Here is a 12,708-nt window from a genome sequence, read left to right as displayed (position 1 = left end):
TCAAACAAATACTGAAATATGTCGAATCAGAGTATGAATTGCCTACGTCAGTCATTGTCTCGCGCAAAAGTATGCTGAATATAATAGAGGAGTCATTCATGGGTACGCGTTCAACCATTATGGATACCAATAGCTTTCGTCCAGAACATGCTGCTGAGCTGGATCATGCTACCCGAAAACTGACCGATAAAAGAAATAAAATTTTAGGTGAATCCTATCGCTTGTTTTATCGTAATCCCGTGCATCTGGTGAAAGGACAGGGGCAATATTTATGGGATGCAGCAGGTCATCAATATCTGGATGTTTACAACAATGTTGCCAGTATTGGTCATTGTCATCCTGCGGTGATTGAAGCGGTAAATGAGCAAATGAAAATGCTCAATACGCATACGCGTTATTTACATGAAAATATTTTGGATTATACCGAAGAACTTTTACAAACTACTCCCGATGAAATTGACCGTGCCATGTATATGTGTACAGGTTCGGAAGCGAATGATTTAGCGATTCGTATTGCCCGTGAATATAGCGGCGGTACAGGAATTATTGTGTCTCAAGAGTCGTATCATGGGACCAGTAGTTTAACATCAGGATGTTCTCCAGCACTGGGAACTGAACAACCTTTAGATGATACAACTCGCCTAGTTCCAGCACCTGATTATTATCGGATTCAAACTGATGATTTAGGTGAATGGTTCGCGCAGCAGATTCAACAGCAAATTGATGATATGAATGCAAAAGGCATCAAGTTTGCAGGTTTTTTGGCGGACTCAATATTTTCTTCTGACGGTGTCATGCCTAATCCTGTTGGGTTCTTACAAAAAGCGGTTGATGTCGTGCATGCCAATGGGGGAATCTTTATTGCTGATGAAGTACAACCGGGTTTCGCACGCACTGGCGATTCTTTCTGGGGCTTTGGTCGCCACAATGTTGTGCCTGATATCATTACCACAGGTAAGCCAATGGGTAACGGAGTTCCAGTGTCAGGGCTTTTAGCCAAGAGTGAAGTTCTTGCTGCTTTTAGCGATAAAATTCCATATTTTAATACTTTTGGTGGTAATCCTGTTTCTATGGCAGCGGCACAGGCTGTACTTAAAGTCATTCAGGAAGAAGAATTGCAAACCCATAGTAAATATGTGGGAGGGCTACTTCTAAAAGAACTCACTAAACTTATGGAAAAACATGAAGTGGTTGGCGACGTACGTGGCGCTGGTTTATTTATAGGGTTTGAACTGGTTAAAGACAGAACCACTAAAGAGCCGAATAAAGCATTAGCTTTGAACCTTATTGAAGAGCTCAGAAATACTCATCGAGTTTTAACCTCAGTTGCAGGTCCTTATGGCAACGTATTAAAACTGCGCCCACCTTTGGCTTTCCAAATAAAAGATATTGATTGGTTAGTCGGTGCTTTAGATCAAGCCTTAACAAAATTAAAGTAAGACCTTTTATAAAAAATACCCTTCAAGTTGGATGTTAAATCTAATTTGAAGGGTATTTTCTTGTCTAATTTGCTCAGCTATTAAAATGAAGGCCTTTATTCAAGACCTGTATTTGGAATGTTTTAGTGTCTTAATTGACGTGGTGTAACACCAAACCAGCGCTTAAATGCACGAGATAAAGCGCTTACTTCTGAATAACCTAATAAGAATGCCATTTCTGAAATTGGAATATTTTTCTGCTTAATATAATGTTCGGCCAACTCACAACGGACTTGATCGACTAAATGGGTAAAGGTCAGTCCTTCATTTTTTAAACGGCGGGTAAGGGTGCAACTCGTTAAACCAATATCATGAGCGATTTTTTCAAGGTTTGGTTCACCTTCACTGAGTTCAAGTTGGATGTGAGAGCGAACCTGATCTGCGAGACATTGACTTGGTGAAGCGCGATTGAGTAGGTGCAATGTATCTAGAATCACTGTTAATAAAATAGAATCGCGTCCCGGCATAGTATGCTGGACGTCTTTTTTTGAAATGATGATGGAGTTAAAAGGCTGATCAAAATAAACAGGTGCGTTAAATAATTTGCTGTGTTCTTGCCAGAATTCAGGTCGAGTATGCTCAAAGTGAATGGCGCGTGGTGAATAATGAGGACCCATCACTTCACGGATCACATTCATAAACATGCCCATAGTCAGTTCTGCATCTTGGCGACGAGTTAAAATCGCGCCGTGTTGAACTTGATAATCTATGCGCCAGCTATCTCCTAAATCGACCATTCGATTGAGGGTATCTTTCTGATGTAAATAAAAGTTATTGGTCATGTTCATGAGTGCAGACTCTAATGTGTTTGAACAAAGACCAATGTACCCAATAAGCCCTAAGGATTTCGGTTGAAACTGTTGACCATAATGCAGACCAAAATTATCACAACCTGAAACCAAGGCTGCCTGTTCTAACACCTTGCAATAATTGGGTAGTTGTAAGCTCAGAGTTGGGCTGATGAGAAGTTCAGGATTAATACCACTAATTCCTAAAACACGATCAACATCTGCACCTTTTTGATGAATAAACTCGCTTAATCCAGAGGCGGCTGCAGACAATACACCTTGATTACACATATTTGAATCGACAAGATGAGCTGGATTGAGATGTAACATGTCAAGTCTCATGATATTTATTCCTAACTATTATTATATTAAGCAAAAGCCATACCAGTTTTTGCTTACGTCCATGATTTTGTGTGGTTAAAAGTATTTGTAAAACAATTGTTTATGTGTTGGTGTTTTAAGTTTCAGGTTTGATTCTTTAAGAAGATATCTTTAGGTTGGGTAGCGAACTAAAAGAAGGCAGAAAATGCATTAGAGATAGGCAAAAAGGGCAGAACTAAAACAAGAAATTAGGCGGCTTCCCATGCATACAACATGTATTGTAGGCATGAGAAAATAAGTGAAATACTAATTTTTTGTAGTTTTTGCCGTTTGCGCACCATAACTTAAACTGGCCATTGAAGGTCTAAATTGACCTGTATTGGCATCGCGGCCCTGTAGTAAAAACTTAGTATTGGCTTGACCATAGCTCTGCACAGCCTGCTGAGAAAATTTTCCAATATCTGAACTTGGACTGCGCAATCGATTGATAATTAGTACCTTCTGAGTCATTGCAAAATCTTGCATCATATTTTGATCGCCCTCACTGTCACCTGCGATAAAAATTGGCCCGTAACCATATTTAGAGACTAAAAAACGCTGGATGGTTGCAGTTTTGCCTTTACCTTGAGTTTGCGCATAGCCATGACGAAACTCGGGTAAAATTCGATTTTGTGCATCTCGTTCCAACTCCATCGCGTAGGCATTTTTTTCATTAATGTTATAGCCGATCTCTGGATTGGAAATAATTTCCTTAATCACATCAATAAAAGATGCCGAGCAGACATAGACATCAATTCCATTATCCTGAAAGGCCTTAAATAGATTTTGCATTTCACGGTATGGTCTTAAACCATTTTCCCAAGTGGTTTTCACAACGCCTGCTTGGCCCGAAAGCGCAGCGGGAGAGGTCCATGTCACAGGTCCAATCGGTTGCTGCATTTGCCAAGCCACCGTTGCTTTTACCAAATTACGGACTTGTTGTTCGGTAAGCCCAGTAAATAAATAAGTGACCCAGGGATATGCAACTTCATGATCAAAGGTGTCTCCAATCGCTGCATATAGATATCTCATTTTAGTAATGAAATCGAGATAATGTGGATCTTGTTTAATTTGATCCAGACTTTGCTTACCTTTTAGACCGCTATAGTGGTGATAAAGCCATGTGTAGCTCGCAATAATATCTGGGGCAATTTTATCAATATTGACGGCTTGGCCTTGCTGGTTATTGTAGGTCGCTTCAAAATTTTGTGAGCTAATTCCTTTACGAATAATCTGATTAAGCTGCTCTGGCGTGACATTAAACGCTAAGTGTTCAAGCTGATAAATTAACGTTGCTTCTTCGATGTCTAAAAATACCGAAGTATTGTCAAAGTCAGTGACAATATATGGGCGTTTTTCAGGATTATAGTTAGGGCTATCTTTTCCATAAGTAGCAATTAATTGGTTAAGTTGGTCAAAGTTAAAAGTGTCCCATTGACCTTTTTGTATATATTCCTTTTTGGGAATAGCGACTGCGGGAGATGTACTTTGTATAGGGTTGTAATTACATGCGCTTAGAGCAAGCATACTTGCCAGACTACTGGTGAGTAATAGTGCTTTGGCAACTTTGCTCAGTTGATGGGTAGCTTGCATAAACCCTTCCTTTAAATTCTATAAAATTTAAAAACTAAAAATTGAAAATGAAGAAAAGCGATCTAAATCACTTTTCAAATTCCTACAGGCATTTGACCGTTTAGATATTTTTTACAAAGACGTACAGTTTCATTGGACCATTGGTCTCCAAGACTTTGAGCCATTTCTGTTTGTGCGTGAGAACCATTCCAAGCCATCATTTGAATGCGGCGTTGCATGATAAAAGTCGGGATCATTTCATATTCTTCAGACTGAATATGACCTACGCGCTCATAGCCCTTTAACCAGTAATCAACCCAATGAGGCGCATTTGCATAATGTTCATTGAAGCTAATCGCGGCGGCGAGATCATGCATAAACCAGCTCATGCCGCAGTCATCAAAATCGATCACACCAATACGTTCTTGTTGTAGTAATAGATTGGTTAAACGCAAATCGGCATGAATCAGGCCATAGCGTTCTTGGGTTTTACCAAAAAAATTTAAATCTTTCGAAATTTGTGCAATGGCTTCTTCAATCACGCCGTGATCTTGAGGTCTTAAATGAGGTGCATTTTTCCAGTTTCCCCAGTGTCCATCCGCACCGATCATGGTTTCATGATTCCACACAATACGTTGAAAGTTTTCAGGCGCTTGCCATGTCTTACTATGTACGTGCAACTTTGCGGTAATTTGCCCTAATTGCTCAAATGCAGTGGGGTCAACTTCAACAGTCGGCATATCGCCCTCAACCCAGTTGAAAAGGACTGCATAACGATAAATATCATTCGATAGTTTTAAAGTAATGACACGCTCACCTGATTGATCTGCAATCGCAACAGGAACTTGAATACCACTCGCATTTAAAGCATCTAACCATTCAAGCTCGCTTTGTATATCGAGTTTGCTGTGGTAGTTGGGGCGGTGAATTCGAAGTGCATATCGGATAGAGCCAGTTGAAATCTGAAAGGTTGCATTTTCAGACTGACACAGCAGTTTGACCTGTCCTTGATATTCCGAGGGATATTGCTTAATTGCTTGTTCTGCCAGTATTTGTAATTGAACTTGGCTTAAAAATTCATTTTGTTCTACAGACATAACCCAACTCCTCAATTTAATTTTTAAACACGTTCTGTGTTGAGATGCCGTCGATCTTATAAAAGAAAAAATGAATCAACTTGACTTCAAGTGGTCTGGGAGATGTTTTGCTGTCAAGTTTTATGAATATCTTTTGCGCAACTATTGGTGGTGTAAATTTAGTCGATAAGGCATACGACAATGAAAGAATCTGAATTAAGCGTAGATGTTGGTGCTTTACAACAGGACGCAGAGTATTTTGCAAAACGTCAGTTAAAAAAGGGGGCAGTAGGTTGGTTACTTTTAGTGGGGCTAGGTGTCTCTTACGTCATTTCGGGTGACTTTGCGGGTTGGAATTTTGGGCTGGCACAAGGCGGCTGGGGTGGGCTCTTTATTGCAACAGTCATCGTTGCGTTTATGTATCTCTGCATGAGCTTTGTAATGTCTGAGATGTCAACGATGTTGCCCACCGCTGGTGGTGGCTATAGTTTTGCCCGCGTTGCATTTGGTCCTTTTGGAGGCTACCTCACAGGGACTGCGATTTTAATTGAATATGCAATTGCACCTGCTGCCATTGCCGTATTTATCGGTTCATATTGCCAATCACTCTTTGGAGTTGGCGGCTGGGCTGTTTATTTAATTTGCTATTTAGTTTTTATGGGCATTCATCTGAAAGGTGCAGGTGAAGCACTTAAAATCATGTTTGGAATTACCGCCGTTGCTTGTATTGCACTGGTCGTATTTATCGTTGCGATGCTTCCACATTTTGACAGTGCCCGTTTGTTTGATATTCCAGTCAGCACTAATGCAGGTGCAAGTAGCTTTTTACCGTTTGGCTATATGGGAATATGGGCCGCAGTACCTTATGCCATCTGGTTTTTTCTTGCGGTTGAAGGGGTACCATTGGCTGCCGAAGAAGCAAAAGATCCAGTACGTTCGTTACCACGAGGTTTGATTGGTTCAATGTTAATATTGGCATCGTTTGCACTTTTAATTTTATTTTTGGGTGCAGGCGCTGCGGGTTCAAATGCTTTAAAAAATTCAGGGGCACCTTTGGTTGACGCACTCATTGCGGTATATGGTCAGCACACATGGTTGGCAAGCTTTGTTAACTTTGTAGGTCTTGCTGGACTTGTCGCAAGTTTCTTCTCAATTATTTATGCCTATTCGCGTCAGATTTTTGCATTGTCACGTGCGGGATATTTGCCAAAAAACTTATCGCTTACCAATGAAAATAAGGCGCCATATTGGGCCATTATCATTCCGGGCATTATTGGGTTTTTACTTTCTTTAACAGGTGAGGGTGATTTACTCATTTTAATGGCGGTATTTGGCGCAACAATTTCTTATGTGTTGATGATGCTTTCACATATCAAATTACGTTTGTCTCGCCCTGAATTACCTCGTCCTTATAAAACGCCTGGAGGAATATGGACATCTTGTATTGCCTTAGTTCTTGCTGCCGTTGCTGTAGTTGCAGGGTTAATGGTGAACCCAAAAGTTTGGTTATTGGCCGCGCTGATTTATGTCGGATTTATACTCTATTACTTGTTATATAGCCGTCACCATTTAGTGAAAGGCACACCTGAGCAAGAGTTCGCGATGATTGATGACTGAGTTTGATTGCGATAAAAATAAAGAGGCTTCGGCCTCTTTTTTAAGCTTTATACTTCTGTACAAAAGAATATAAAAACAGTAAGTAACACTTACTCAAGTATCATTTTAATCTGATCGATATTTATACAATATAGTTACCAGATCACAAGGATATGAACTCATGAAATTTCTAAAATTTCTAACTTTTAGCACCATTCTTACCTTATCCGCACATAGTTATGCGACAGTGGGCGGTGGACAAAAAATTGAAGTATTGGGCTATCAGCAAAAAGAGAAGAAACTTTATGTATTAAGACACTATGAAGATGGTCGAGGACGTCTACCACAACTATATTATTATCTATTAAATAGTAAATCACCTGATAAACTGATTGAAGTTAAATCTCTCTATATCAATCCAAAAACACATAAGATTGATTATGATCAAGATAGTAGAGCATTTGATAAAGCTCTAAATAAAATTAAAAAGAATTTAACCCCATTAGTCGTAAGTAATAGTAAGACCGTAAAAATTCAAACATTAAAAACTCATCAGAATCAAGTATCGTCTTGGTTTGATCCTTCAGGAAAGATCACGCAATATAAAACAGAATATGTTGTAAAATCGCCGTCTTTACAAAGTAAGACCCATGTTGCGGTTCATTACACCAAAGCAATAAAAATTTCCCAAAATTATAGTGTGCCTAAACACAATAAAAGGTTGGTTGTCGTTAAATATCTGGGGGTTCCAGAAGAAACTGGTTACGATATTGAAGACCCTGTTTTACTACTTCCTGTGAAAAAATAAGTTTAAGAGCAAATTATTTTCTGGGTTCAATGCGGCAGCAGTAGGGCATTACTATCTAGATGTTTACAACAATATTGCCGGCATTGGTCATTGTCATTTTGCGGTCATTGAAGCGCTAAATAAGCATAAGGAAATATTCACTTGTTACTTAGATTGATTCATTCAAGGTCGAGTTGGTCGTCATCTTTGGTGACTTTAATTTTTAACTTCTTATATTTCCGTTTATTGGGGTCAATTGCAGAATTTATAACTTCATCTGAAAAAGCTGAACATAACATTAATTTTGCGTATGCTCGGTAACCTATCAAAATTCTTCGTAGTGGATAGTCTGTTCTGGTGGAGTAATAGTCGATTCTGGAGTTCAGTTCTTGTAGCAGAGTCTGCTGTGACATTAGAAAAATTTCTGTAAGAGGTACATGCAGCATATAGTGATTTATCTACTGTAAGAAGAATTATTTTGAAAATGTTATAAATTTTAGTTAAATCAATATTCATATTACATATCAAAGTATTTTAGATATGCAAAATATATATTTATTCTCTTTAAATTTAAGGAGATATGCTGCAAACATAAATTTTTTGATGGTGTAATAAAGATAATAGTAACAACTCTTTTTAAAGCCACAGTGCACTATGTGTTATAGTCAATTTCGATTAATTATTGGCATTAAAATGGATATCTGTATTGGCGGTATACTTGATGGGAAAAAAAGAAAAGACGATCAAAATCATTTCAGGGTAGATAGTCATTATTCTGATCATGGATCAGAATATAATAAAGAGCATTTTCATCTACATGGGCAGCTTCATACATTTTGGATAAGTGAAGAGATTGATTTTTGTGATGCACAAAGAAGAGTTGAATTAATATTAAATAAAAGATTAGAACTTGTTTAAATTAAAAATAAATATATGTATTAGCGTTTTTTAGGTTCACTGTGGGAAATGAATAAAACGTTTTAATTAATATGATGTTAAACAAAAGCTCTATTTAATATAGAGCTTTTGAGCTATCAATTATTTTATTCCTTTTTTTCTTCATTATTATTTTCTTTAGGATTATTTTCTTCTTCAGGCGATTGTACAGGTTTTTCAGTTTTATCCTCATTAGGTTGCACATTGGAATCATTTTGGTTTTGTGTGGTTTTTTTTGAAAATTCTTTGAAATCAGACATTTTAAACTTCTTAATAATAGTAAGGAAGCTTTATGGTAGGCCTTTAATTCGCTTACATTGCGGTGATTATGAGAACTCTATGTAGAGATATGTGCCTGAAAGTGCTTAATTCTCGACATAATGTTTCTTTGAATCAAATAGACTGTTGATATATAAGTGGAAGAAAATTTTAATCAAATACAAGAGTTAACATATAACGGAATATCTATTGTTTTTAAAAGTTTTTTAATAATTATGTCTTACTTAAACATATTATTTAACACGCTTAATTGAAAATAATATTTTATTAAATTAAAGGGCAGGTCTATAAATATATTTATACAACATAAAAATACAGTTTTACATGCATACTCAGTCAAATTAACAAAAAAATGAGGGAAATATGGATGATGAAATGAAAAAATATTTTGATGTGGCTGAAAGTGTTTACAATAATATTCACTTTAAAAATCAGTACTCTAAGGATTTAATTGACTGTCTGAATAGACTGTTAATTGAAATTAAAAAAGAAGCAGCTATAAACAATTTACAATTAAAATATCCTGTTATTGATTTTGAAAGTTGTTTAAATAGGCCAATGAAAGAGCGTATTGTTAAAATTGATTTAAGCCTTCTCCCTAATTTTGATAATGAACATGAATTTATTCTTTGGTTGGCGGGTTTTGTAAAAAGTATTTCTGTATCTAGGAGTTATTGTTTTTAAATAACGGTTGAAAATAAATATTTTTTAAATGTGTTGTATAAATATTTATTTGGCGTATACTCAATTTAACTAGAAAAAAGACTTATTAGTAAATCCTCTTTTAGTATCGTAGTTTTATTCATAATCCTTCGTTTTTTAAGATCTTAAACTCAATTTGTTATTATTTTTTCAAAGTTTAATGAGTCATGAAATATGGCTTTATATTATTAAAAATCAAAGGATATATTATGTCTAATACAGCAATCGGTACAGTGAAATGGTTTAATGAAACTAAAGGTTTTGGTTTTATTCAACAAGATACAGGCCCAGACGTTTTTGCACATTTTAAAGAAATCAGTAGCTCTGGGTTTAAAACCTTATATGAAGGTCAACGTGTTAGTTTTAATATAGCTCAAGGGCAAAAAGGTCTTACAGCTACTAATATTATTGCCCAATAATATTTTAAAAATAAAAAAAGCATCTTAGGTGCTTTTTTTGTTTTTAGTATATTAATCATAAAGATAATTTTAAATAAATTAAAAATATAAATTATTGTAATGATAAACAACAATATCATATTCAGATACACTTGCGTTGTATCTATATAAAGGTAAAAGGACTATGTTAACTAAGTGCTAGATAATCATCTACACAACATTAAATAGGAGAGACTCTAATGTCTCAACAAAACCAAGTTAAAAGCGATCAAGACAAATCAAAAGAGCAACAACAGCAACAGCAAGATGGTAAAGAGTTTGAGCCTAAAAGCCCTGATCAGAATGCTGTAGAAAAAGTGGATCAAAATGATAAAAATGAGAAAAAATAATATTATAATAAATTTATTTTTTCTTAAATGATGGGTTGGTAGAAAGAATAATGATTCTTTTTGCCAATTTATAAAATTAAGAGGAATGTTTTTAATATGTCTTTTATTATAATAATTTTTATTTTGTTTGTTTTTGCTTATATTTTGTTTAAATTTTTTTCTAAAGTTAGTCTAGAACTTCCCGAAAGTACCCTAAAAATAGCTGGTAAAATATTTACAGAGAACAAAAACTTTTTTGAGCATGAAATAATTGTAACTTTATACCAAGAAGAACTGATAACTTTAGTCGGTAACCAAAATGGTGGTAGGACTAAGGTTTTTAAAAATGCTGTAATATGCCTAGAAAAAGAAACAGATAAAATTGCTGTCTATATAGATACTTTAAGAGTTGGATATCTTAATAAAATAAATGCCTCAAGTTTTGTTAATTTTTTAGAAATAAAAGGTTTCAGTGATAAGGATGCTTTTGAGGTTGATGCAGTTATAATAAGTGAAAAATCAAGCAAATGGAGTGTGAAGCTAGATATACCGTATGATATGAAAAAGTTTAGATTTGATAAGTATTAATTTTTAATGACCATTTAATAAATGTTGCTATAAGATATATTTTGGAACACTTTTTTAGTATTTAAAATAGAAAAAGAGATCATAATAATTATATCAATAATAAGAAGGACAAATGAAATGGAACTTAGAGCCGTAAAAATGCATAAAATGTTTAGAGATTTTCATGAAGAAAAGGAACGTGGCTATATAGGGGAATATGATGAAAAACATAACCTTGTAGCAATATATAATACGTTTAAAGAAAAAATGCAGAAAATAGAAGGAACTTATCAATGGGTTTTACCCTCATCGGGTGAGGTTTTTTTTGTTGAGGAAGATCCGCTATATAGTCGTTAGTGAATTTTGCCTCCTACTTTAAGCAGGGAAAGGCCTGTTTATAAATCCCAATTTAACAATAAGTTGCTAATTATTTATCCTTACTTTTTAATGATCTATTTTAAAACAAATGTCATTTTGTGTGCTTGACTGTAAGAGGGTTGGACACTATCCTTTGCGTGCTGGCCTACATTGCCAGTCGGTTTTGACGGACCGCTTCTCAGAGCATTAAAAGAGCTTTCTTTTAGTGTTTAGCCCCTCGTGCCCCCCTCTAAGGTGGAACGGGAGGGGGGACACCCTCGGGTGTGCTGGCCTCTGAGACCAGTCCGTCAACCCCTCTTTCGTTCTGCCACCATAATTTTAATGTTTCGGCAGAACTCCCAATAAAAAGGAGTTGGCTTTGCACATCCATTATTTCTTGGCTCTCAATGCCAAAAGCTATAACAACACAGCTTAAAAATTTAAAGCAGCTTGATCACCCTAAGGTTCTCAGGCTTTAAGTCATTACGGCTCAAAAAACTTATTTGAACAATAAAGCTTGAGATGTGCCAAGCACAGTCTTTACGGCTTTGCTGTGCCTTTTTTTCTCCCAGAAAGGGCACACGTTTTTTATCTCATTTATATACAACAAGAATTTTTATAACGGTAAAACTATGCCAAAGTTAGTTCTCTCAACACGCGCTATTCAAGTTATTAATACGTCGATTGATTTATTTCAGCATCACGGCTTTCATACGGTTGGGGTCGACAGAATTGTTAAAGAGTCAAAAATTACCAAAGCGACCTTTTATAACTTTTTTCATTCAAAAGAGCGGTTTATTGAAATTTGTCTGATCGTACAAAAAGAACGTTTAAAAGAAAAAGTGGTTTCAATTGTTGAATACGACCAAGGTTCAAACGTGAAGGAAAAACTTAAGAAACTTTATTTCTTACATACCGATTTAGAGGGACTGTACTATTTATTGTTTAAAGCCATGTTTGAAACAAAACTGACCCATCCAAAAGCCTATCAAACCGCGTTGAGATATAGAACGTGGCTCATTAATGAAATCTATAGTCAGCTTAGAGCATTCAAGAAAGATGCGACTTTTCAAGACGCTAAGCTATTTCTATATATGATTGAAGGCATAATTATTCAGCTTTTAAGTTCAGATGGGGCAGTCGATCGGGAAAAGGTGTTGGATTGTTTTCTCATCTCTATGATCAATCATCATTAGTTAACGAGCTCGCTTTTAAAAAGATCACCTCTTCGGACTCTTTCGGTCAATGTCGGCGCTTCTAGTTTCTTCGTTCCCATGCTTTATTTATCTCCATTCAAATGTTAATAAGATGAATACTAACCCCGAGGTGCGTACCTTATATGATCGGGAAATAAATATTATATTAAGGCTTATCTCTATTGGATCCAGAACTTTCGAGATTTTATTTACTCAGCTAATTTTGAATTTGGTTCCATCAATGTAAG

Annotated in this window: 15 protein-coding genes; 9 read left to right on the top strand and 6 right to left on the bottom strand. The window is 35.9% G+C overall.

Annotated features, from left to right (window positions below; translation table 11 throughout):
* The first annotated feature begins 98 nt into the window (after positions 1–98).
* Positions 99–1,439 (top strand): aspartate aminotransferase family protein, encoded by a 1,341-nt coding sequence (locus tag AW165_RS11700; protein WP_060465934.1) that lies wholly within the window; start codon positions 99–101, stop codon positions 1,437–1,439.
* 122 nt (positions 1,440–1,561) lie between these two features.
* On the opposite strand, the gene AW165_RS11695 is transcribed toward AW165_RS11700, so the two are convergent.
* The 3 genes from AW165_RS11695 to AW165_RS11685 form a co-directional block, all read right to left on the bottom strand.
* Positions 1,562–2,596, bottom strand: coding sequence for an AraC family transcriptional regulator (locus tag AW165_RS11695; protein ID WP_031944595.1), 1,035 nt, complete (start codon positions 2,594–2,596; stop codon positions 1,562–1,564).
* A gap of 297 nt (positions 2,597–2,893) precedes the next feature.
* On the bottom strand, positions 2,894–4,219 hold the full coding sequence (locus AW165_RS11690; RefSeq protein ID WP_060465933.1) for a phosphoserine phosphatase: 1,326 nt from the start codon (positions 4,217–4,219) through the stop codon (positions 2,894–2,896).
* A 74-nt stretch (positions 4,220–4,293) separates the two neighbouring features.
* A complete protein-coding gene (locus AW165_RS11685; protein WP_060465932.1) occupies positions 4,294–5,295 on the bottom strand; it encodes a phosphotransferase enzyme family protein in 1,002 nt (333 codons plus the stop codon).
* A gap of 180 nt (positions 5,296–5,475) precedes the next feature.
* Between AW165_RS11685 and eat the strand changes: the two genes are divergently transcribed.
* Together eat and AW165_RS11675 are read left to right on the top strand one after the other, a co-directional pair.
* The gene (gene eat / locus AW165_RS11680) at positions 5,476–6,891 is read left to right on the top strand and encodes an ethanolamine permease (protein ID WP_060465931.1); all 1,416 of its coding nucleotides are present in this window, start codon (positions 5,476–5,478) and stop codon (positions 6,889–6,891) included.
* Between the two features lie 160 nt (positions 6,892–7,051).
* Positions 7,052–7,678: a hypothetical protein gene (locus AW165_RS11675; protein ID WP_032063999.1), complete on the top strand. Its 627-nt coding sequence runs from the start codon at positions 7,052–7,054 to the stop codon at positions 7,676–7,678.
* Positions 7,679–7,836: 158 nt separating this feature from the next.
* Here AW165_RS11675 and AW165_RS19955 read toward each other — a convergent pair whose 3' ends face one another.
* The 3 genes from AW165_RS19955 to AW165_RS19265 form a co-directional block, all read right to left on the bottom strand.
* On the bottom strand, positions 7,837–8,070 hold the full coding sequence (locus tag AW165_RS19955; RefSeq protein ID WP_024436173.1) for a hypothetical protein: 234 nt from the start codon (positions 8,068–8,070) through the stop codon (positions 7,837–7,839).
* A 341-nt stretch (positions 8,071–8,411) separates the two neighbouring features.
* The gene (locus AW165_RS19650; RefSeq protein ID WP_155859639.1) at positions 8,412–8,528 is read right to left on the bottom strand and encodes a hypothetical protein; all 117 of its coding nucleotides are present in this window, start codon (positions 8,526–8,528) and stop codon (positions 8,412–8,414) included.
* 172 nt (positions 8,529–8,700) lie between these two features.
* A complete protein-coding gene (locus tag AW165_RS19265; RefSeq protein WP_081404189.1) occupies positions 8,701–8,853 on the bottom strand; it encodes a hypothetical protein in 153 nt (50 codons plus the stop codon).
* Between the two features lie 382 nt (positions 8,854–9,235).
* Here AW165_RS19265 and AW165_RS11660 point away from each other — a divergent pair, with 382 nt between their 5' ends.
* The 6 genes from AW165_RS11660 to AW165_RS11640 all read left to right on the top strand — a co-directional run bounded on the left by AW165_RS11660 (position 9,236) and on the right by AW165_RS11640 (position 12,460).
* On the top strand, positions 9,236–9,556 hold the full coding sequence (locus tag AW165_RS11660; RefSeq protein ID WP_060465930.1) for a hypothetical protein: 321 nt from the start codon (positions 9,236–9,238) through the stop codon (positions 9,554–9,556).
* 227 nt (positions 9,557–9,783) lie between these two features.
* Positions 9,784–9,993 carry a cold-shock protein gene (locus tag AW165_RS11655; protein ID WP_014206275.1) on the top strand — a complete coding sequence of 70 codons (210 nt, stop codon included), beginning with the start codon at positions 9,784–9,786 and terminating at the stop codon, positions 9,991–9,993.
* Between the two features lie 218 nt (positions 9,994–10,211).
* The gene (locus AW165_RS19260; protein WP_081410639.1) at positions 10,212–10,361 is read left to right on the top strand and encodes a hypothetical protein; all 150 of its coding nucleotides are present in this window, start codon (positions 10,212–10,214) and stop codon (positions 10,359–10,361) included.
* A 96-nt stretch (positions 10,362–10,457) separates the two neighbouring features.
* Positions 10,458–10,928: a hypothetical protein gene (locus AW165_RS11650; RefSeq protein WP_060465929.1), complete on the top strand. Its 471-nt coding sequence runs from the start codon at positions 10,458–10,460 to the stop codon at positions 10,926–10,928.
* 147 nt (positions 10,929–11,075) lie between these two features.
* The gene (locus AW165_RS11645) at positions 11,076–11,264 is read left to right on the top strand and encodes a hypothetical protein (protein WP_014206277.1); all 189 of its coding nucleotides are present in this window, start codon (positions 11,076–11,078) and stop codon (positions 11,262–11,264) included.
* Between the two features lie 632 nt (positions 11,265–11,896).
* Entirely contained in the window at positions 11,897–12,460 is a 564-nt protein-coding gene (locus AW165_RS11640) for a TetR/AcrR family transcriptional regulator (protein ID WP_060465928.1), read from the top strand.
* The last annotated feature ends 248 nt before the right edge of the window (positions 12,461–12,708 follow it).

The organism is Acinetobacter sp. LMB-5 (assembly GCF_001541635.1).
Classification (GTDB): domain Bacteria; phylum Pseudomonadota; class Gammaproteobacteria; order Pseudomonadales; family Moraxellaceae; genus Acinetobacter; species Acinetobacter pittii.
This window is presented reverse-complemented; position numbering and strand designations above follow the sequence as displayed.